Annotated in this window: 2 protein-coding genes and 1 pseudogene; 1 reads left to right on the forward strand and 2 read right to left on the reverse strand. The window is 66.5% G+C overall.

What is annotated here, in order from left to right:
• Positions 1-78 precede the first annotated feature (78 nt).
• Together G6N15_RS23670 and G6N15_RS00050 are read right to left on the reverse strand one after the other, a co-directional pair.
• Positions 79-603, reverse strand: a pseudogene (locus G6N15_RS23670) (AMP-binding enzyme); the annotation flags it as partial.
• 103 nt (positions 604-706) lie between these two features.
• A complete protein-coding gene (locus G6N15_RS00050; RefSeq protein WP_163747867.1) occupies positions 707-23,335 on the reverse strand; it encodes a non-ribosomal peptide synthetase in 22,629 nt (7,542 codons plus the stop codon).
• A gap of 764 nt (positions 23,336-24,099) precedes the next feature.
• Here G6N15_RS00050 and G6N15_RS00055 point away from each other — a divergent pair.
• Positions 24,100-24,801: a Type 1 glutamine amidotransferase-like domain-containing protein gene (locus G6N15_RS00055; protein ID WP_232070314.1), complete on the forward strand. Its 702-nt coding sequence runs from the start codon at positions 24,100-24,102 to the stop codon at positions 24,799-24,801.
• Positions 24,802-24,803 lie beyond the last annotated feature (2 nt).

Genomic DNA, 24,803 nt, shown 5'->3' on the forward strand with positions numbered 1-24,803 from the left:
AGCGCCGGATGTCTCGACCACCCGGGCCAACCGAGCCACGGTCTGCTCGACGAACACATCGCGCGGCCGACATACCAGACCCGCAGCACGCGCGCGCGCCACGACTTGCATGGCTGAGATGCTGTCGCCGCCGAGGTCGAAGAAGGAGTCGTCGATGCCGACGCGGTCGACTCCGAGTACTTGGGCGTAGATGCCGGCCAGCATTTCTTCGACCGCGTTGGTGGGGGCGCGATACCGGCCGGCGAGGTATTCCGGTGCCGGCAGGGCGCGGGTGTCGAGCTTGCCGTTGGGGGTCAACGGCCACGCCTCGAGCACCACCACCGCGGCCGGCACCATGTGCGCCGGCAGCCGCTCGGCCAGCGCGGCGCGAAGCTCGGCCGGATCGGCGGCGCCGGTGATGTAGCCGATCAGGCGCTTGTCGCCGGGGCGGTCTTCGCGGGCGATCACCACCGCCTGCGCCACACCCTCGCACGCCGCTAGGGCGGCTTGGATTTCGCCGAGCTCGATGCGATAGCCGCGGATCTTGACCTGCTCATCAGCACGGCCCAAATAATCGAGCTGCCCATCGGCACGCCAGCGCACCACATCCCCGGTCCGATACATCCGTGTTCCCGCACCGCCGAACGGACACGCCACAAACCGCGACGCCGTCAACGCAGCGCGGCCCGCATACCCGCACGCCACCCCGGCACCGGCCACATACAACTCACCGACCACACCCGCGGGCACCGCACGCAACCACCCATCGAGCACGAACAACGCCGCCCCGGCCACCGGAGAACCGATCGGCGGGGTCCCCGACCCGGGGGTCAACGGTGCACTGATCGCCACACATCGTGGTCTCGGTCGGCCCATAGGCGTTGACCATCACCCGATTCGCCGCCCAGCGATCCACCACCTCAGCCGGGCAGGCCTCACCGGCCATCACCAACGCCGTCGACTCCAAACCCTCAGCCGCCAACATCGCCACCGCCGACGGCGTCTGAGTCAGCACATCCACACGCTGGTCAACCAGCAAGGCGTGCAACTCATCTGGCGCACCGACCACCGCATCGGGCACCACCACCACCCGGCCACCGCGCAGCAGCGCACCAAAGATCTCCCACACCGAAACGTCAAACGCCAACGAATGACACTGCGACCACACCCCCGCCACCGGCAGGCCCGCATCCAACGACCCCAACAACTGCGTCACATTGCCGTGAGTGACCGCCACTTTGGGCACCCCGGTCGTGCCCGAGGTGTAGATCACATACGCGATCGCCTCCGCACCCGGCGCCGGCAGTGCCGTACCGGGTTGCGCATCGATGGCCGGGTCATCGATGTCGACGACGGCCACCTCGTGCCCATCGAGCCGGCCGGCCAACTCAGCGTTGGTGATCACCGCTACCGGCGCGGCATCCGACAGCACAAACCCCAGCCGGGCCGCCGGCAGACCCGGGTCGATCGGCACATAGGCCGCCCCGCTCTTGAGCACCGCCAGCATCGCCACGACCGCCTCGACCGAACGCGACACCAACAGCCCCACACACTGCCCCAGCCCCGCGCCCTGCCCAACAAGCATGTGCGCCAACCGGTTCGACGCCTCATCAAGCTCACGGTAAGTCAACGAGTAGCCCTCGGAGCTGACCGCCACCGCCCCCGGCGCACCCACCACCCACTCACCAAACAACACCGGAACCGACACCGGCGTGGCCGCCGGTGCACTCAACACCGCCCGGTTACCGACCGCATCCAAACGCGCCCGCTCAGACTCATCGAGCAGATCCAGCGACGAGAGTGCTCGCGTCGGATCGTCGGTCATCGCCACCAACATGCGCTGGAGCCGCTCGACCAACATCTCAACACTGGCCGCATCAAACACATCGGTGCGGAATTCCACTTCCCCGCCGATGCCCGCCGGCTCGCCGGTCTCGGTCCATCGTTCGGCTAGGTGGAACACCACATCCATGCGGGCGGTCTGCGCCTTCACCGGCATCGGTGCGACTTCCAGATCAGCCAGGCTCACTTCGGCGGCCAGACCGTTCTGCTGCCACGGCAGGTTCTGCCAGCCCAACGCCACTTGCACCAGCGGGTGGTGGGCGAGCGAGCGGCTGGGGTTGAGCCGCTCGACCAGGACTTCGAAGGGCACGTCCTGGTGCTCGTAGGCGGCCAGGCTGCGGGCCCGCACTTGAGCCAGCAGCTCGCCGACACTGGGATCGCCAGCCAGATCCACCCGCAGCACCAGCGTGTTGACGAAAAATCCGACCAGCTCATCGAGCATGGGGTCGCGGCGCCCGGCGATCGGGAACCCAACCGCCACATCGCGACTGGCGCTGAGCTTGGCCAGCAGCACCGCAAGCGCGGCCTGCACCACCATGAAACTGGTCGCGTTGTGCTGGCGAGCGATCCGGGCAACCTGCTGCTGCAACCCTGTCTGCCAGTCCAACGCGACAGTGGCGCCGCGGTGATCCGCGATCCGCGGGTAGGGCCGATCGGTGGGCAACTGCAGGCGCTCGGGCATCCCGGCCAGGGTCTGCACCCAAAACTCCAGCTGCGCCGCGATGGGACTACCCGGATCGTCCAGTTCACCGAATTGGGCGCGTTGCCACAGCGTGTAGTCGGCATACTGCACGGGCAACGGCGCCCAGTCGGGCGCCCGCCCCTCGCACTGGCTGGCATAGGCGACACCGAGATCACGCATCAACGGAGTGATCGACCAGCCGTCGGCGGCTATATGGTGCACCACGATCACCAACACGTGCTCATCAGCGCCGAGGCGGAAAAGCGTTGCCAGCACTGGGATCTCGGTGGCCAGGTCAAACGTGTGAGTGGCCACCTCATCGATGGCCTCACCGAGGCGGGTCGCCGGCCAGCCGGTGGCATCGATTGTTTGCCAACCGAAATCGGCTTGTTCCGCCGGGATGATCACCTGCTGGGGCATTCCGTCGACCGCCACAAACAGCGTGCGCAGGCTTTCGTGGCGGCCCACAACGTCGGCCAGCGCGGCAACCAACGCATCGGGATCGAGCTTGCCGCTCAGCCGCAAAGCGGCCGCCATGTTGTACACCGGCGAGGGCCCCTGCAACTGATCCAGGATCCACAACCGGTTCTGGGCAAACGACAACGGAATCGCCGCCGGCCGCTCAACCGGTGCCAACTGGGGCAGACGATCGGTGCTTTCGCTGAGGTGCGCCGCCAGCTGGGTGACGGTGGGCGCCTCGAACACCGTGCGCACCGAGAGGCCCGCCTCTAGGCTGGTGTTGATTTCGGCGATCAGCCGCATCGCCGAAATGCTGTCCCCGCCAAGGTCGAAGAACGAATCCTCGACGCCGACCCGCTCAACACCAAGCACCTGGGCATAGATCCCGGCCAGGATCTCCTCGACCGCACTGTGCGGGGCGCGATACCGCTCGGCGTCGCCGTAGTCCGGTGCCGGCAGCGCGCGCTTGTCGAGTTTGCCGTTGGGGGTCAACGGCAGCGCATCGAGCACGATTATCGCGGTCGGCACCATGTAGGCCGGCAACCGCTCGGCCAGTGCGGCTCGCGCGGCGACCGGGTCGGCGGTACCGGTGATATAGCCCACCAGCCGTTTGTCGCCGGCACGGTCCTCGTGGGCGATCACCGCCGCCTGCTCGACCCCATCCACACCAGCCAGGGCGGCACGCACTTCCCCGAGCTCGATGCGATACCCGCGGATCTTGACCTGCTCGTCGGCGCGGCCCAGATAGTCCAGCTGCCCGTCAGCGCGCCACCGCACCAGATCCCCGGTGCGATACATGCGTATTCCGGCCGTTCCCGCGGCGGCGAACGGGCACGCCACAAATCGCGATCCAGTCAGACCCGGCCGCCGCCAATACCCGCAACCCACGCCGCGACCAGCTAGGTACAACTCCCCGACCACGCCGGCCGGCACCAGCCGCAACCAGTCATCCAGCACAAAGAACGCCGCACCGGCCACCGGCGAACCGATCGGCGGCGCACCGGATCCCGGCCTCAGCGGCTCACTCTTCGACGCCCACATCGTCGTCTCGGTCGGGCCGTAGACATTGACCATCACCCGCCCCGGCGCCCACCGATCCACGAAGTCCGCTGGGCACGGCTCGGCGCCGATCACCAATGCCGCCGCATCCAATCCCTCGGGCGACAGCATGCCCACCGCCGTCGGGGTCTGGGTCAACACGTCGACCCGCTCGCTAACCAGCAAGTCGTGGAAATCCACCGGCGAGCGCGCCACCAATTCGGGCACCACTACCAGTCGGCCCCCGTGCAACAGCGCACCCCAGATCTCCCATACCGAGAAGTCGAAGGCATAGGAGTGGAACTGGGTCCACGCCAGTTCCGGGCCGAGCTGCAACCCGATGTCGAGCGCGTCGAACAGCTGGGTCACGTTGTGGTGAGTGACCGCAACGCCTTTGGGCACGCCAGTCGTGCCCGAGGTGTAGATGATGTGGGCGATGTCGTCGGGTGCGGGCGCCGGCAGCGGGGTGCTGGGTTGGGCGTGAACGGCCGGGTCGTTGACGTCGACGACCACCACACCGAACCCATCGAGCCGCCCGGCCAGTCCGGCGGTGCTGACGGCGGCGACCGGCGCGGCATCATCGACCATGAACTCGATTCGGGCCGCGGGCAGCGCCGGGTCCATCGGCAGATACGCTGCCCCCGTCTTCAGCACTGCGAGGATCGCCACGATCGCCTCGGCCGACCGCGGCAACAACAGCGCCACGCAGCCGCCCGGCCCCGCTCCGTGGCCAGACAGCAAGTGCGCCAGCCTGTTCGACGCATCGTCGAGCTCGCGATAGGTCAACGACAGCTCACCGCAGCCGATCGCTACCGCCTCGGGCGTGCGGGCCACCTGGACCGCAAACGAAGCCGGAACCGACATCCCCGTCGCCAGCGCGGTCAACACCGCCCGGTTACCCCAGTCATCCAGCTGGGCGCGCTCAGACTCCTCGAGCAGATCCACCGACGACAACGACCCCGCCGGATCGGCGGCCATCGCCACCAGCACCCGACGGAACCGCTCGATCAGTGTTTCAATGCTGGCCGCATCGAATACGTCGGTGCGGAACTCCACCATCCCCCTGATCCCGGCGGGCTCGCCGTCGCTGCTCCAATGTTCGGCCAGGGAGAACGTGAGATCCATGCGGGCCGTTTGGGTGTCCACCGGCATCGGCGTGACCTCCAGCCCACCCAAAGCCAAGTCCGCGCCCTCGTGTTCCTGTTGCCACGGAAGGTTTTGCCAGGCCAGCAACACCTGGACGAGCGGGTGGTGGCCGAGGCTTCGGGTGGGGTTGAGCCGATCGACGAGCACCTCGAAGGGAACGTCTTGGTGCTCGTGGGCGGCCAGGCTGCGGCGACGCACCTGGGCGATGAGCTCGGCAACACTGGGATTTCCGGCCAGATCTACGCGCAGCACCAGGGTGTTGACGAAAAACCCGACCAGCTCATCGAGCCCCGGGGCGCCACGCCCGGCGATCGGGAACCCGATGGCCACCTCGCGGCTCGCGCTGAGCTCGGACAACAACACCGCCAGCGCGGCCTGGACCACCATGAAACCGGTCGCCTTGTACTCGCGAGCTATCCGCGCCACCTGCTGCTGCAGCTCGGCCGGCCAGTCCACCTCCACACTGGCGCCATGTTGATCAGCCACCGGCGGATACGGCCGATCGGTGGGAAGTTCAAGTCGGTCGGGCATCCCGGCCAGGACATCCTGCCAGTAGGCCAGCTGCGCCGCGATCGGACTGTCGGCGTCGTCGAGGTCACCGAGTTGCGCCCGCTGCCACAGCGTGTAATCGACGTATTGCAACGGTAATTCGGGCCAGTCCGGAGCCTGGCCAGCGCAGCGGCTGGCATAAGCCACACCCAGATCACGCACCAGCGGGGTGATCGACCAGCCGTCGGCGGCGATATGGTGCACCACGGCTAACAGCACGTGTTCGTCGTCGTAGACACGGAACAGCATTGCCCGCAAGGGGATCTCAGTAGCCAGATCAAACGGGTAGCACGCCGCGGCACCGATGGCCTCTTTCAGCCGGTCTTCCGACCAGCCGGAAGCGTCAACGACGTCGCACGTGAAGTCGGCTCGCTGCCGAGGGATCACCACCTGCTGTGGCGTTCCGGCAACCGTGGGGAATACCGTGCGCAGGCTTTCGTGGCGGCCCACCACGTCGGCCAGCGCCGCGCGCAGAGCGTCGGCGTCGAGCTGGCCGCGTAGCCGCAACGCCACCGCGATGTTGTAAACCGGTGAGGGGCCTTGTAATTGGTCGATGAACCACAGCCGCTGTTGGGCGAAGGACAACGGGATCACCGCGGGACGCTCGACCGCCACCAATGGCTTGGACCGACCCTCGTCGACGCCGATGCGGGAGGCCAACTGGGCCACCGTGGGAGCCTCGAACACCGTGCGCACCGAAAGGTCGGCATTCAGGGTGGCGTTGATCGCGGAGACCACCCGCATCGCCGACAGCGAATCCCCACCCAGGTCGGTAAACGAGTCGTCGGCCCCGACGCGCTCGAGTCCGAATACTTGGGCGTAGATGCCGGCCACGATCTCTTCCACAGGGTTGGCCGGGGCTCGATAGCCGGCCGCAGTCTGTTCTGGCGCTGGTAGAGCGCGGGTGTCGAGTTTGCCGTTGGGTGTCAGCGGCATGGTTTCCAACGGCACCACCGCGGCCGGAACCATGTATTCCGGTAGCCGCTCGGCGAGCTTCCGGCGTAGTGCGGCCGGGTCCGCCGTGCCGGTGATATAGCCCACCAGCCGCTTTTCGCCGGGGCGGTCCTCGCGGGCAATCACCACCGCCTGCTGCACCCCGTCGCAGCCCGCCAACGCCGCACGCACCTCGGTCAACTCGATGCGATAGCCGCGGACCTTGACCTGCTCGTCGGCGCGACCGACATAGTCCAACTGCCCATCGGCACGCCAACGCACCAGATCCCCGGTGCGATACATCCGTTGTCCAGGCGCTCCAGTCTCGCCGAAAGGACAAGCCACAAACCGCAATCCGGTCAAACCGGCGCGGCCCACGTAGCCATACGCCAGCCCGGCGCCGGCCACATACAACTCCCCGACTACCCCTGCCGCCACCGGCTGCAGCCAGCCGTCGAGCACGAACAATGCCGTCCCCGGCAACGGCGAGCCGATCGGCGGTGACCCCGATCCGGGCGTCAGCGGCGCACTGATTGCCACACACATCGTGGTCTCGGTCGGGCCGTAGGCGTTGACCATCACCCGCCCGGAAGCCCAGCGATCCACCACCTCGGGCGGGCAGGCCTCACCGGCCATCACCAACGCCGTCGACTCCAGTCCCTGCGGTGAAAGGACATTCACCGCGGATGGCGTCTGGGTGAGCACACTGGCCTGTTCGGCGACCAGCATGGCGTGGAAGTCGTCCGCGGAGCGCCTTACCGACTCGGGCACCACCACCAGTCGCCCGCCCCGCAGCAACGGGCCGAAGATCTCCCACACCGACACGTCGAATGTCAAGGAGTGACTGTGCGACCACACCCCCGCCGGCGGCAGACCGGCGTCCAGAGATCCCAACAGCTGAGTTACGTTGCGGTGGCTAACCGCGACTCCCTTGGGGACACCGGTGGTACCGGAGGTGTAGATCAGGTAGGCGATGTCGTCGGGTGCGGGCGCCGGCAGCGCTGTATTCGGTTGGGCGTCAACAGCTGGGTCGTCGATGTTGACGACGGTCAGGTCGTATCCGTCGAGCTGGTCGGCCAGGTCGGGGATGCTGATTGCGACGGTCGGCGCGGCGTCGGCCACCATGAAGCCGATGCGGGCCGCCGGCAGACCGGGGTCGATCGGCAGATACGCCGCTCGGGCTTTGAGCACCGCCAAGATCGCCACGACCGCTTCGACCGACCGCGACAACAGCAGCGCCACAGACTGTCCGGGGCCCGCGCCCTGCGCAATCAGCAAGTGCGCCAAGCGACTCGATGCGTCATCGAGTTGGCGGTAGGTCATTGGGCGGCCTTGGCCGCTGATCGCCACGGCGTCCGGTATCCGGGCCACGTGCGCAGCAAATAGTTCCGAAATCGACACCGGCGTGCTTGTCGGCCGGGTCAACGCCGCGCGGTTGCCCCACCGATCCAGGCGGGCATGCTCGGCGGCATCGAGCGGATCTACCGACGACAACTGCGTTGTGGACTCGGCGGTGATCGCCACCAAAACCCGCTCGAACCGCTCGATCAGCGCGTGGATGCTGGAAGCGTCGAACACGTCGGTACGAAATTCCACCGCTCCGCCGATTCCGGCCGGTTCCCCGGCCCGGCTCCAGCGTTCCGTCAGGTTGAACACCAAATCCATTCGGGCCGTTTCGGTGTCGACCGGCAGCGGCGTGACGTGCACATCTCCCAATGCGAGTGCGGCGGCGGGGTCACTGTGCTGTCCGGGGAAGTTCTGCAGGGCCAGCACCACCTGGATAAGGGGGTGATGGTTCAGGCTTCGGGTGGGGTTGAGCCGCTCCACCAACACCTCGAAGGGCATGTCTTGGTGCTCGTAGGCGGCCAGGCTGCGCGCCCGCACCTGAGCCAGCAGCTCGGCAAAGCTGGGGTTTCCGCCAAGATCGACCCGCAGCACTAAGGTGTTGACGAAGCAGCCTACGAGCTCGTCGAGTGCTGGGTCGCGGCGCCCGGCGATCGGGAACCCCACGGCCACATCGCGACTCGCGCTGAGCTTGGCTAGCAACACCGCCAGGCCGGCCTGGATCACCATGAAGCTGCTTGCGTTGTGCTCGCGGGCCACTCGCGCGATGCGCTGTTGCAGCTCCGCCGGCCACTCGACCGCCATCCGTGCGCCGCGCTGATCGGCGAGCGGTGGATAGGGCCGATCGGTCGGCAGCGCCAGCCGATCTGGCATGCCTGCCAGGGCCTGCTCCCAGTAGGCCAGCTGTGCGGCGATCCGGCTGCGGCTGTCGTCGAGATCACCGAACTGGGCGCGCTGCCATAGCGTGTAGTCGACATACTGCACCGGCAGCTCGGGCCACTCGGGAGTGTTCCCGGCACACCGGCTGGCATAGGCAACCCCTAGATCACGCGCCAGCAGGGTGATCGACCAACCGTCAGCGGCGATGTGGTGCACCACGAGAACCAGCACGTGTTCGTCATCGGCGACATGGAAAAGCCGTGCTCGCAAGGGGATCTCGGTTTGCAGATCGAACGTGTAGCGGGCTGCCGCGTTCACGGCCTCGTCCAGCCGGCTCGCCGGCCAGCCGGCGGCATCGACGACGTCCCAACCGAAGTTGGCCCGGTCCACGGGCGTAACCATCTGCCGGGGGGTTCCGTCTATCGTGGGAAACACTGTGCGCAGGCTCTCGTGGCGGGCCACCACATCGGCCAACGCCGAGCCGAGGGCTTCGCCGTCGAGCCGTCCGAGTAGCTTCAGCGCCACCGCCACGTTGTAGGTCGGTGACGGCCCTTGGAACTGGTCTAAGAACCACAATCGCTGTTGGGCGAACGACAACGGAACCAGCGCGGGCCGCTCAACCGGCACCAGCCGTGGCAGCGGATCGGCCTCCGCACCGATACGCGGTGCCAATTGGGCAACCGTCGGCGCCTCGAACACGGTGCGCACCGAAAGCCCCGCATCAAAGGCGGTGCTGATCTCGGCGATCAGGCGCATCGCCGAGATGCTGTCCCCGCCGAGATCGAAGAATGAATCGTCGACCCCGACGCGCTCGACATCCAACACGTGGGCGTAGATGCCGGCCAGGATCTCCTCGACTGCGTTGCCGGGGGCCCGATACCGATCAACACCGGTGTACTCCGGTGCCGGGAGTGCCCGGGTGTCAAGTTTGCCGTTGACCGTCAACGGCAGCGCCTCCAACACCACCACCGCCGCCGGGACCATGTAGCCCGGGAGCCGGTCGGCCAGCTGGGCGCGTATAAGGGCGGGGTCGGCTGTCCCGGTCACATAACCGACGAGGCGCTTGTCACCTGGGCGGTCCTCCCGGGCGATCACCGCCGCCTGCTCGACCCCGTCCAAACCCGCTAGGGCAGCTCGGCTCTCGCCGAGCTCGATGCGATAGCCGCGGATCTTGACCTGCTCGTCGCCGCGGCCCAGGTAGTCCAGCTGCCCGTCGGCGCGCCAGCGCACGAGATCCCCGGTGCGATACATGCGTGCTCCGGCGCCCTCGAACGGACATGCCACAAACCGGGAAGCAGTCAGACCCGCCCGGCGCCAATACCCGCAGCCGACCCCGCGACCGGCGATGTACAACTCTCCGACCACGCCGGCCGGCACGCGGCGCAACCAGCCGTCCAGCACGAAGAAGGCCGCTCCCGACACCGGCGAGCCGATCGGCGGCGACCCCGAACCTGCGGCCAGGGGCGCGCTCTTGGACGCCCACATCGTCGTCTCGGTCGGGCCGTATACGTTGACCATCACCCGCCCGGGCGCCCACTTGTCAACCAGCTCGGCCGGGCAGGGCTCAGCGCCGATCACCAACGCCGATTCCAACCCCTTAGGCGAGAGCACTGCCACCGCCGACGGGGTTTGGGTGAGCACGCTGGCCTGCTCACGAATCAGCAAGGCGCGCAAGTCCTCCGGTGAGCGCGCCACCGACGCGGGCACCACCACCAGCCGTCCACCGTGCAGGAGCGCGCCCCAGATCTCCCACACCGAGAAGTCGAACGCATAGGAGTGGTACTGCGTCCATACCTGACCCGGCGCCAGCTGCACGCCGGCGTCCAGGGAGTCGAAAAGCTGTGTGACGTTGTGGTGGGTGACCGCGACCCCCTTGGGCACACCGGTCGTGCCCGAGGTGTAGATGATGTGGGCGATGTCATCGGGCGCAGGCATCGGCGGAGCGGTGCTCGGATGCAGATCAATAGCGGGGTCGTCGATGTCGATGACCGGAAGCCCATGTCCCTCGAGCCGGTCGGCGAGGTCAGCGGTGGTGATCGCGATGACCGGCGCGGCGTCGGCAAGCATGAACCCGATCCGCTCTACCGGCAGCGCCGGGTCGATCGGGAGATAGGCCGCGCCGCTCTTGAGCACCGCCAGGATCGCCACGATCGCCTCGGCCGACCGCGAAAACATCAGCGCCACAGACTGTCCGGGGTCCGCGCCGCGGGCGCACAGCGCGTGGGCCACCCGGTTCGCCGCCGCCTCGAGCTCGGCATAGGTCATCGAGCGGCCTTGGCAGCTGACCGCCACCGCCTCGGGGGTGCGCGCCACTTGGGCGGCGAACAAGTCCGGAACCGACGCCTGCGTCGTCGCCGGGCGGGTCAACACGGTCCGGTTGCCGACCTCATCCAGCCGGACGTGTTCAGCCGCATCGAGCACATCCACCGACGACAACCGTCGGCTAGGGTCGGCGGCCATGGCCGCCAAAATCCGCTCAAGGCAACGGATCAGGTCGTGGACGCGGGCTGCGTCGAAAACATCGGTGTCGTATCGCACACGGAGGCCGAGTTCGCGGCCGGGCACAGCTTGCACCGTCAGCGGGTAATGGGTGCATTCGCGGATGGTGAACTCCGTGACTGCCAGATCGCTGTCGCCGGCCAACGCGGCAGCGTCCAAAGGATAGTTCTCGTAGGCCAGAACGGTGTCGAAAATTTTGTCTTGGCCGGTAATGCGATGAATCTCGTTGAGCGCTAAGTGCTGATGCTCGAGTGTGTCGTTGTGGGAGCGCTGCAGCTGGTTGAGCAGGTCCGTGGTAGTGGTGGTCGTGCCGATGCGCGCTCGCACCGCCACCGTGTTGATCAACAGTCCCACCATCGATTCCGCACCGGCCACGTCGGCGGGCCGACCCGAGACGGCTGCGCCGAAAGCGACATCATGCTGACCGGTCAGCCAGCACAGCAGCTGCGCAAAGGCGGCCTGCAACACCGTGTTGACGGTGGTGTGGCACGACCTGGCCAAATCGCTTATCGCATGCGTGGTTTGCGCGGAGAGCCAATAGGATTCGGCGCCTCGGACTCGCACCGACTGATTCGGCGGGCCGACCAGTGTAGGAGTGTCAAAGCCGGCGAGCGCCTCGCGCCAAGCAGCGCGCGCGGCATCGACGTCACGGTCGGCCAGCCAGGTGAGAAATGTTCGATACGACGTCGGCGCGGGCAAGCGTTGGCCGTTGTAACTGGCGAATATCTCGCGCAGCAGAATTGGCAATGACCAGCCGTCGAGCACGATGTGGTGGTTCGTGAGCACGAACCGGTGCCGGTCTGGGGCGGTGCGGATCAGCGCCGCCCGGAAGGCCGGCTGGTTGCCGAGATCGCTGACGGTGGCGCGCTCGGCTTCGCACAGCTGCTCAATCTGGTCCTCGGGGTCGCCACGGTCCAGCTCGGCGTAGCGCCACGGCACTACCGGATCGGCGGGGACGATCTGCACCGGTTCGTCGAACTGGCCGCAGAACCGGGCCATCAGGTTGGGATGCCGGTTGACGACGTTCTGCACCGCATCGCGCAGCCGACGGCTGTCAAGCGGGCCGCTCAACGTGATCTGCAGCTGCACCGCATACACGTCGTCGTCGCCGCCTTGGGCGCTGCCGGCGTGAAAGAGCAGCCCTTGCTGCAAGGGGGTCAGCGGCAACACATCGGCGATTTCGTATTGCCGCGCGAGCTCGTCGATTTCTTGCTGGCTCAACCGCGCTGGCGCGATATCTGACGGCGTCAGCCCGCCCCCGCCGCGGCGCACATGCGCGCAGATGCCGGCCAGAGCCTCCGTCCACAACCGGCTCAGTTCGCTGACCGCGGCGTGATCCAGCGCCGAGGGTGCCCACGTCCACTCCGCATAAAGCTGCGCACCGGTGTCGGTGTCCAGGGCGCCGGCACTGACTTCCACGGTGTGCGCCAGCGGCATTGGTATCGCCGCGGCCACACGCGTCAGTCGCCAGGCGTCCTGGACCACTTGCCATCCATCGCCGGCGGATGCACCGGTCCGTCCCAGGTAGTTGAAGCCGATCGGCGGATCTGATACCGCCAGATCCACCTCGGGATTCAGATACCGCAGCACGCCGTAGGTCAGGGCGTCAGGAAGGGCGCGTAGCTGCTCTTTGGCTTTCTTGATCACCGCCCCGAGCGACGCCTCACCGGCGATCACCTGCGCCCAGTCCAACCGGCCGACCGTCAACGCAACGGGGTACTTGGCGGTGAACCAGCCCACGGTGTGCGACAAATCCAGGTCCGGGCTCAGCTCCTCGTGACGACCGTGGCTCTCCACGTCGATGCCGATCGGCGCGGTGCCGTTCCCCACATACTGTGCCGCCGCCAAGGCCAACCCGATCAGCAGGATCTCGTGTGTCCCAGTGTGAAACGCCGCAGGCACCTCACCGAGCAGCATCGTGGTGGTCTGGGCCTCCAGCGACACTGACAAATGCCCGGCGCTTTCATAGGTGTCGCCGTCGGGTTGCACCGCCGGCAGCGCGGCCCACGTCCCGGCCAGCTGCTTCCAGGCATCGGCCTGCTCCACCACCTCGGGCCGATGCGCGTAGTCAGTCAGCAGCGAGGCCCACCGCGCGAACGACGTGCCCCACGCCGGCAACGCCACCGGCTGGCCAGCCCGGTGCTGGGCCCAAGCGGTGTTGAGATCCTCCACGAGGATCCGCCACGACACCGCATCGACGGCCAGATGGTGAACGATCACCGCCAGTTGTCCGGTGGTGCAAACCCATAGCGCGCTGAGCATCACCCCTGCCGGCGGATCCAGCCGCGACCGCGCCGCGATCAGGTCCTCGTCGCCGAGCACGTCGACGGTGTGTAGGCAGGCGTGTGCATCCATCGAACCCGCCTCGGGCACGGTCACCGACCAGCCCCCGTCGCCGTCGTGGTCGACGCGCGCCCGCAACATGGCATGCCGAACCAGCAACGCCTGCAACAGCACTCGCACATCGGCTTCGGTCGCGCCAGCCGGGGCCTGCAGTAGCATCGCCTGGTTGAACTGCTCCACCGGGCCGTCAACGCTGTTCAGCCAGCGAATGATTGGGGTCGTTGGCACCGAGCCAACCCCCTCGTCCACGACGCTGTCCGCACCATCGGCCGCAGCCACCCGGGTCAGCCGGGCCACGGTCTGCTCGACGAACACATCACGCGGGCGACACACCAGCGCGGCCGCACGGGCCTTGGCCACCACCTGCATCGACGAAATGCTGTCGCCACCTAGGTCGAAGAAGGAGTCGTCGATCCCGACCCGCTCGAGCCCGAGCACCTCGGCGTAGATGCCCGCCAAGACCTCTTCGACCGCGTTGGTCGGGCCCCGGTACCGGCCAGAGTCGGTGTATTCGGGCGCCGGTAGGGCGCGGGTGTCGAGTTTCCCGTTGGCTGTCAACGGTATTGCGTCGATTGCCATCACCGCGGCCGGGACCATGTAGGCCGGCAGCCGCTGGGCCAGCTTCTCCGGTATCTCGGCGGGATCGGCGCTGCCGGTGACATAGCCGACCAGGCGCTTGTCACCGGCGCGTTCATCGCGGGCGACCACGACCGCCTGCTCTACCCCATCGCATTCGGTCAGGGCCGCCTGGACTTCGCCAAGTTCGATGCGATACCCGCGGATCTTGACCTGCTCATCGGCGCGGCCCAGGTAGTCCAGCTGCCCGTCGGCGCGCCAGCGCACCAGATCCCCGGTGCGATACATGCGCGCTCCCGGCGCTTCCGACCCGGCCAATGGGCACGCCACAAACCGCGACGCGGTCAGCCCCGCTCTGCGCCCATAGCCACATGCCACCCCGGCACCGGCCACATACAACTCGCCGACCACTCCGGCCGGCACCGGGCGCAACCAGCCGTCCAGCACAAACAATGCCGCCCCCGCGACCGGCGACCCGATCGGCGGGCTCCCCGACTCCGGTGTGAGCGGCGCGCTGATCGCCACGCACATCGTGGTTTCGGTAGGGCCATAGGCATTGACCATCACCCGCCCCGGCGCCCACTGCTCAACCACCTCAGCCGGGCAGGCCTCGCCGGCCATCACCAAAGCCACCGACTCCAACCCTTCAGGTCGCAACACCCGCACCGCGGACGGGGTCTGGGTCAGCACGCTGACCCGTTCGCCAACGAGCACGTCGTGGAAGTCGTCTGGGGCGCGGACGATCTCGTCAGACACCACCACCAGCCGCCCGCCACGCAAAAGGGCACCGAAGATTTCCCACACTGAGACGTCGAAGGCCAACGAGTGACTATGCGCCCACACGCCCGCCGCCGGCAGACCCGCGTCCAGCGAGCCCAGCAGCTGAGTGACGTTGCGGTGAGTGAGCGCAACACCTTTGGGCACCCCGGTGGTGCCCGAGGTATAGATCACGTAAGCGATGTCGTCGGGGTCCGGCTCGGGTAGTCCCGCGCTCGGGTAGCCGGTTATGCGCGGGTCGTTCACGTCGACGACCGCCAACTCATGGCCGTCGAGGCGGTCGGCCAGATCAGCCCTGCTGACGGCGGCGATCGGCCCGGCATCGCGCACCAGGAACCGGATGCGGTCAATCGGCAGCCCCGGGTCGATGGGTAGATAAGCCGCTCCGGATTTGAGCACTGCCAGAATCGCCACGACCGCCTCGACCGACCGCGAAAACAGCAGTGCCACACACTGCCCGGGGCCGGCGCCCTGCTCAGCCAACAAGTGCGCCAGTCGGTTAGCGGTCTCGTCGAGCTCGCGATAGGTCATGCGGCGCCCTTGGCAGCACAGTGCCACCGCGTCCGGGGTGCGCACCACATGCGCGGCGAACAACCCCGGAACCGACACTCCTGTCGACGGCTGCGTCAACGCGGCGCGGTTGCCGACCTCACCCAGCCGGACATGCTCGACCTCGTCGAGCAGATCCACCGACGACAACCGTCTGGTGGGATCGCCGATGAGGGCCGTCAGCACCCGCCGCAGCCGCTCGACGAGCGCCTCGATGCTGGCGGCGTCAAACACGTCGGTGCGGAACTCCACGTGACCGCCGATCCCGGCGGCCTCACCGGCTTCGCTCCAGCGCTCAGCCAGAGAGAACACTAAATCCATTCGCGCCGCGTTGGTTTCGACTGGCAGTGGTGTGACGTCGAGGTCACGCAAAGCCGGCTTGGCGGGCTCGCCGTTCTGCCATGCCAAAGCCACCTGCACCAGCGGATGATGCGACAAGCTGCGAACCGGGTTGAGCCGCTCGACCAGTACCTCGAACGGCACGTCTTGATGCTCGTAGGCGGTCAGGCTGCGGGCTCGCACCTCAGCCAACAACTCAGCGACAGTGGCGTTCCCGGCAACTTCGACCCGCAGCACCAGGGTGTTGACGAAGCAGCCGACCAGCTCATCGAGCGCGGGGTCGCGGCGCCCGGAAATCGGAAAACCCACCGCCACATCGTGATTCGCGCTCAGCTTCGACAGCAACAGCGTCAGCGCGGCCTGCACCACCATGAAGCTGGTGGAATTGTGCTCGCGAGCCGTCCGCGCGATTTGTTGCTGCAACTCGGCCGGCCACTCCAGGGCCACGCTGGCTCCCCGCTGATCGGCAACCGGCGGGTAGGGCCGATCAGTGGGTAGCTGCAGCCGTTCAGGCATCCCGGCCAGGGCCTGCTCCCAGTAGGCCAGCTGCGTGCCGATCGGGCTACCGACGTCGTCGAGATCACCCAGCAGCGCGCGCTGCCAGAGCGTGTAGTCGACATACTGCGCCGCCAATGGCGCCCAGTCGGGGGCTTGCCCCGCGCACCGGCTGGCATAGGCCGCCTCGAGATCACGCAGCAGCGGGGTGATCGACCAGCCGTCGGCGGCGATATGGTGCACCACGGCTACCAGCACGTGTTGGTCATCGGTGACAGCGAAAAGGCTTGCTTGTAAAGGGATCTCGGTGGCCAGATCGAATGTGTAGCGTGCGGCCGCGTTGACGGCCTCATCCACCCGGCTGGCCGACCATCCGGTGGCGTCGACAACCTCCCACCCGAAATCGGCTTGCCCAACAGGGATTACCACCTGCCGGGGGATGCCTTCGGGCGCCGCCACCAGTGTGCGCAGGCTCTCGTGACGGCCCACTACGTCGACCAGCGCCGCACCCAACGCCTCGACATCAAGGCGCCCGTGCAACCGCAACGCCGCCGCGAGGTTGTAAACCGGTGAGGCCCCCTGCAATTGCTCGATGAACCATAACCGGCTCTGGGCAAACGACAACGGAATCACCGTTGGCCGATCAGCCGCCACCAACCGCGGCAGCGCACTAGCACCCACACCGATGCGCGGCGCCAACTGGGCCACCGTGGGCGCTTCGAACACCGCACGCACCGAAAGGTCAGCATCCAGGCCGGTGTTGATTGCCGCGATCAGGCGCATCGCCGACAGTGAATCCCCGCCCAAGTCGAAGAACGAGTCGTCGACACCGACGCGCTCGACACCGAGCACGTGGGCGTAAATGCCGGCGAGGATCTCCTCCACGGGACTGCCCGGGGCCCGGTACTCGTCAGCGGTGTATTCCGGTGCCGGTAAGGCTCGGGTGTCCAGTTTGCCGTTGACGGTCAGCGGTAGTGCCTCCAACACCAAGACTGCCGCCGGGACCATGTAGGACGGCAGCCGCTCGCCCAGCGCGGCACGGAGCCCCGCCGGGTCTGCCGCCCCGGTCACATAGCCCACCAGGCGCTTGTCGCCGGGGCGGTCCTCGCGAGCGATCACCGTCGCCTGCTCCACCCCGTCCAGCCCCATCAGGGCGGTCTGGACTTCGCCGAGCTCGATGCGATAGCCGCGGATCTTGACCTGCCCGTCGGCGCGCCCCACATACTCCAGCTGTCCATCGGCACGCCAGCGCACGAGATCCCCGGTGCGGTACATGCGTGTTCCCGGCGCCTCGACTCCGCCGAACGGACAGGCCACAAACCGCGATGCCGTCAGCGCGGGCCGACGCCAATACCCGCAGTTCACCACTCGACCGGACACGTACAACTCGCCGACCACACCGCCCGGCACGGGGCGCAACAACCGATCCAGCACAAACAACGCCGCGCCCGGCACCGGCGAGCCGATCGGCGGCACGCCCGACCCGGCTGTCAGCGGCGCACTCAGCGCCGTGTACCACGTCTCGCTCGGGCCGTAGGCATTGATCATCACCCGCCCGGGCGCCCACCGATCTACCACCTCGATAGGACACGGTTCACCGCCCACCAGCAGGGCCACCGAATCCAAACCCCGCGTCGGCAACACCCCCAACGCCGACGGGGTCTGGTTCAAGACGTTGACGTGTTCACGGATCAGTAAGGCGCGAAAGTCTTCCGGTGAGCGGGCCACCGATTCGGGCACCATCACCAACCGCCCACCGCGCAACAGTGCACCCCAGATCTCGAACACCGAGACGTCGAAGCCGTAGGAATGCCACTGCGACCACACCCCCGCCGCTGGCAGTCCGATGTCCAGTACGTCGAACAGCTGAGTCACGTTGCGGTGCGCGACGGCTACGCCTTTGGGCACTCCCGTAGTACCCGATGTGTAGATGATGTGAGAGATAGTGTCCGGGTTGGGCCCTGGTAGTGCCGTACTCGGTTGGCTCTCAAGAGCGGGGTCATCGACATCGATGACCAGCAAGTCGCACCCGTCGAGCCGGCTGGCCAGCGCGGTGGTGGTGACCGCGGCGATCGGTACGGCGTCCTTGAGAATGACCGCGATCCGGGCCGCCGGCAGCGCTGGGTCGACGGGCAGATACGCCGCCCCCGCCTTCGACACCGCCAGCATTGCCACGATCGCCTCGGCTGAACGCGAAAACAGCAGTGCCACACACTCTTCCGGGCCCACACCGTGAGCGGCCAACAGGTGCGCCAACCGGTTGGCGGTTTTGTCAAGCTCGCGGTAGGTCCACGAACGCTCACCGCATACCAACGCCACCGCATCCGGCGTCTCGGCCACCCACGCGGCGAACACGTCCGGGATCGACACCGGCGTGGGTGGGGGCTCGGTTAATGCCGCGCGGTTACCGATCTGATCGAGTCGGGCGTGCTCGGGTTCGTCGAGCAGATCGACCGACGACAGCCGGCGCGCCGGGTCATCGGTGATCGCGAGTAACACCCGGTGCAACCGCCCGATCAGCGCTTCGATGCTGGCCGCATCGAACACATCGGTACGAAACTCGACCGTCCCGCCGATCCCGGCGGGCTCACCGGCCTCACTCCACTGCTCGGCCAGGGAAAGCACCAAATCCATACGGGCGGTTTGGATGTCGAGCGGCAGAGGCGTGACCTCCAGATCGGCCAGACTCAGCCCGGCGGCGGGGTCGCTGGTGTGGCCAGGGAAGTTTTGCCAGGCCAACATGACCTGGATTAGGGGGTGGTGGGTGAGCGAGCGGGTCGGATTGAGTCGCTCCACCAACACCTCGAAGGGCACGTCTTGGTGGTCGTAGGCGGCGAGACTGCGACGCCGCACCTGGGCCAGCAGCTCGGTGACAGTGGGGTCCCCGGCCAGATCGACGCGGAGCACCAACGTGTTGACGAAGAACCCGACCAACTCATCCAGCGCGGGATCCCGGCGGCCGGCGATCGGAACGCCCACCGCCACCTCGGTGCTGGCGCTGAGCTCAGATAGCAGCACCGCGAGCGCCGCTTGGACCAACATGAAGTCGGTCGCGTTGTGCTGACGAGCTATTGCGCGCACCCGCTGCTGCAGCTTGGCCGGCCACTGCACCGTCACACTGGCGCCGCGGTAATCAGCGATCGGTGGGTAGGGCCGGTCGGTGGGCAGCTCAAGGCGCTCCGGCATTCCGGCCAGCGCGTCCTCCCAGTAGGCTAGCTGCCCGGCGATGCGGCTGTCGCTGTCGTCGAGATCACCGAACTGCGCGCGTTGCCACAGCGTGTAATCGGCGTACTGCACCGCCAAATCGGCCCATTCGGGAGCCCCGCCCGCGCACCGGCTGGCATAGGCCAACCCAAGATCAGTGGCCAGCGGCTTGATCGACCAGCCATCCGCGGCGATATGGTGCACCACGATCACCAACACATGTTGGTCCTCAGCGATGCGGAAAAGCCTTGCGTGCAAAGGTATTTCGGTGGCAAGAGCAAAGGTGTAGCGGGCTGCTGCGTTAACAGCCTCCTCCAACCGGCTCGCCGGCCAGCCGGTGGCATCGACGATCTCCCAGCCGAGATCCGCCTGCTCGACAGGGATTACCACCTGGTGGGGCGTTCCCTCAACTGAGGGGAACACGGTACGCAGGCTCTCGTGACGGGCCACCACGTCAGCCAGCGCCGCATGAAGCGCGTCGTGGTCTAGCGTGCCGGCTAACCGCAATGCCGCCGCGATGTTGTAAACCGAAGAGGGCCCTTGGAATTGGTCGATGAACCACAAGCGCTGCTGGGCAAACGACAGGGGAACCACATCAGGCCGCTCACGGGCCACCAACCGCGGCAGCTGACCGGCATCGCCGGCGACACGGGAAGCCAACTGAGCAACCGTGGGTGCGTCGAACACGGCGGGGACCGATAGGTCGGCGTCGAGGGTGGTGTTGATGGCCGCGGCGAGGCGCATGGCCGAGATGCTGTCGCCGCCGAGGTCGAAGAAGGAGTCGTCGACGCCGACGCTTTCAGCCCCGAGCACATCGGCGTAGAGCCCAGCGAGGATCTCCTCGATCGGGTTGTCGGGGGCGCGATGCTCGGCGGCGGCGTACTTCGGTGCCGGAAGGGCGCGGGTATCGAGTTTGCCGTTGGGGGTCAACGGAAGCGCATCAAGTGCCACCACCGCGGCGGGCACCATGTAGCCCGGCAACCGCTCGCTCAGTGCGGCGCGGATAGTAGCCGGGTCGGCGGTACCGGTGATGTAGCCGATCAGGCGTTTGTCGCCCGGATGGTCCTCGCGGGCGATCACCACGGCCTGCTCGACGCCGTCGCAGCCGGCCAGCGCCGCCTGGACTTCGCCGAGTTCGATGCGATACCCGCGAATCTTGACCTGCTCATCGGCACGGCCCACATACTCGAGCTGCCCGTCGGCCCGCCAGCGCACCAAATCCCCGCTGCGATACATGCGTGTTCCCGGTGCCCCGGATCCGGCGAACGGGCAGGCCACAAACCGCGACCCGCTCAACGCGGCCCGACCCACATACCCGTAGGCCACCCCGCCGCCGGCGATATACAGCTCCCCGACCATCCCGACCGGCACCGCGCGCAGCCAGCCGTCGAGCACAAACAACGCCGCCCCCGCCACCGGCGACCCAATGGGCGGGGTCCCCGACCCTGCGATCAGCGGCGCGCTCATCGCCGCATACACCGTGGTCTCACTGGGCCCGTACGCGTTGACCATCACCCGGCCCGGCGCCCAGCGATCCACAACCTCACCCGGGCAGGCCTCCCCACCCACCAGCAGTGCCACCGACGCCAACCCCTCCGGCCAGAGCATTCCCACTGCCGAGGGGGTCTGGGTCAGCACCGTCACGTGCTCGTCGAGCAGTAGGGCGTGAAAATCGGCCGGCGAGGCGGTCACCGATTCGGCCACCACCACCAATCGGCCGCCACACAGCAACGCCCCCCAGATCTCCCATACCGAGAAGTCGAACGCATACGGATGGCACTGCGTCCACACCTGAGTCGGCGGCAGCCCCGCCGTCAACGACTCCACCAGGTACGCCACATTGCGGTGGCTAATCGCCACACCCTTAGGCACTCCCGTCGTACCCGAGGTGTAAATCACGTGGGCCCCATCATCAGCACCCGGCCCCGGCAACGGCCCCTTGGGTTGGCCATCGAGGAGCGGGTCATCGACATCGATGACGCTCAGGCCATAGCCCTCCAGGCGGGGGGCCAGCTGCGCGGTGCTGATCGCGGCGACCGGGGCAGCGTCGGCGAGCACGAACTCGATGCGGGCATCCGGATGCCCCGGATCCAGCGGCACATAGGCCGCCCCCGCCTTGAGCACCGCCAGTATGGCGACGATCGCCTCGGCCGAGCGCTCCATCAGCAACGCCACATACGCGCCGGGGCCCACGCCGTAACCGGCCAACAGATGCGCCAGCCGGTTCGATGCCTCGTCGAGTTCGCGGTACGTCCACGACCGTCCGGCGCCGCTGATCGCCACCGCCTCCGGGGCCCGGGCCACCTGGGCGGCGAACAACTCCGGCACCGACACCGATAGCGGCCGCTGCGTCAACGCCGCCCGATTACCCCATCCCTGCAACCGGGCGTGCTCAATCTCGTCCAGCGCATCGAGCGACGACAACCGCCGCCTCGGATCCGCGGCCATCGCCGCCAGCACCCGCTGCAACCGCCGGACTAAATCGGAGACGTCAAAGTTGGGCAGTGGCTGCCCTGCACCGGCCATGCTCAGCGAGAGCTGCCCATCAGCGCTCAGGAAAAACAATCCGAAGTGGTCCACGCGCCCAAAACCAGTAACCACCCCGGATGCGGCCGCGTTAGCAAAAGGCAGAGCTGTTATCGACGGGATGAAATTGACGCTCACCCGGCCGGTGGCCTGCCCCGGGATGCGACGCTGGGCTTTGCGCTCAAGTGCTTGCACAGGAAACTTTTGATGCGTCAACGCCTCCCGTATCCGCGTGTCGACTTGTTCGCAGAAAGCTGCGACTGAACACTCCGGCGAAACCGTCAACACCAACGGGACAATCCCGGACAGCATGCCGGGAAACGTTGCCGACTCGGCGCTTGTTCGCCGGCTGACGGGAAAATCGAGAGCCACCTGTGAGCCTTCGCCACACCATTCACGCACCAGCAGCGCACACGCCGCGGTGATGACGGAGGACCGGCGCATTTTCAGCACGTCAGACAACGCGTGGACCTGAGCAAGGACGGAAGTGTCTAATCGAACAGGCTCGGAGACGGAGAATGGATCCTGCCCGTCCACCGTTTGCGTCAGGCCATAATATGGCGCAATTTCCGGTGGGAGATTCGCACTCCAATACGCTAAGTCGTCGGCGTAATCGTTGGACGATTCGTATTGTGTCTCGTAGTCAATCAGATCCTGCACCGAGCCAAAAAAGGCCGGCGGTACAGGCGCGCCAGATACTAACGCAGAATAAATCGTGGCGACTCGATTGGCAAAAAGCACCGTGCTGAATCCGTCGACAATCAGATGGTGAAAGCACAATAACCAGTAGAATTCGTCTTTCCGCGTTTGAAATAATGCGAACTTAAACAGCGGTCCAGTGGGTGGCATCGGCGTGCGTCGGATCAATTCCGCGAGCCGGTGAGCCTCCTGCACGGCATTCTGTAAGTGCCTGAGATCATAAAACGGGAGCTCAACTTCTGGATCGTCAATGACCCGTTGGAAAACCTGGCCATCCAACTCGAAAAACGTGGTCCTGACGGGCTCGGCCTCCCCCACCACATGCCGGATCGCCTGTTCTAGCACACCAGGCTCAACCGCCCCATGGATTACACCAAGTGTAGTGATGTGCCAATCTGCGTCGAAGCCACCCGTTTGCTGTGCAAGCCATATCTCCAGCTGTACACGCGTCAGCGGAAAAACCCGTTCAGCGACCATCGAAGTCCTCCCCCCGCCAAGCGGAAGCAGATTTCATGTGTTCATCGCCTGGCCCTACGTTGACTTCTCAACGCAAACTGTCGGACGTATATCAGTGCGAATAACCGTCAACGCAGGCGAATGGCCCGAGGGTCTGGCGGCGCTGCCCTTCGTAATGAAACGTCCTGCTCGACATGACCCTACCCAGTCGGGTTCAAGATCGGAAGCTGATTGATGCTGATGATCACGCGAGTTAATCTGCTGTTGACTTTACGTGACGGCTATTTGCCGTATGTGGGACAAAGCTATTTGTCATATGTCGCACAAGTGAGAAAGGAGAGAAAAGAGAGAAGCAAGGGAAAAATGAGCCGCTTCTTAAGGTTTAAAGGTTAGTCGTTCACGTCGGCGAATTCAACACTCTCCTTACCTCGAGAGGCTGAGTCCCGCTATACCCCGCCGACAACACACCGGGGGGACGCGCCTTTCGCTTTCCCGTGCGGACCCGCCCGCCAACGCAAGGGCACGCGCAGCGTCGATGCACTATGCGTTGGTCCACACGGGGTGTCATGCCCGGGGGCGGACTGCGGAGCCCGGGGAGCGTGGGGTGCCGTAACAACAATCTACTCATCGGACAATTGCTAACTGGTTGCCTGGCCGTTAAAACTAGGGGCACACAAGGTATTCCGCGCTAATACTGCGGTGGGGGCGTTGATCCTCCGGTGACGGTGGGCGGTTCGCGGATAGGGTGACACCATGCCCCGAGAAGCGTGCTGGCGTGACGACGGGTGACTGAGACGGTGCCACAATTCCAACCGTTGTATCTGCTGGCGGACAGTCAACTGCTGTTCTGGAAGCAGCAGGACCGACTGCTCCTAGAGGCCGCCCTCGATGGACTGGGTCCGGACACACCACTTAGCGCGGCCTACATCGGTGCGTCCAATGGGGATCGCCCGGAGTTTTACGACATCTTCGAGGCAGCGATGGATGCGATTGGAATCACCAACCGTCGCATGATCGATTCGTCGTTCGGCCCAGACGACCGCGTCTTCCTGGAGAGCGCCCCGCTGATTGTGCTCGCGGGTGGCGATGTGCGTCTTGGCTGGACCACATTCGAGACCACCGGCATGAAGGACGTGATCGAGGGCCGATATGGCCAAGGTGCAGTTCTAGTGGGCGTTTCCGCCGGCGCGGTCCAGCTCGGGCGATATGGAATCGTCGAGGCACCCGAATCCCGCGGGACAGAGCTGCTCGAGATGTTCAAGCTCGTGCCCGTGGTTATCGATACCCACGACGAGGGTGGCGACTGGGCGCGGCTGTCGCGCGCGATTCGTTCGCTGGAAGGTGCGGCCGTCGGGCTCGGAATCCCCGCGGGCGGCGGAGTCATCATGCACGCGGATAGCACTTTCGAACCCCTGCGCCGTCCGGCGCACGAATTCCGGTTCGAGGACACTCGCGTCATCCATTCACTGTTGTGCGCCGACGACTAACT

The sequence above is a fragment of the Mycobacterium noviomagense genome (genome assembly GCF_010731635.1).
Taxonomy (GTDB): domain Bacteria; phylum Actinomycetota; class Actinomycetes; order Mycobacteriales; family Mycobacteriaceae; genus Mycobacterium; species Mycobacterium noviomagense.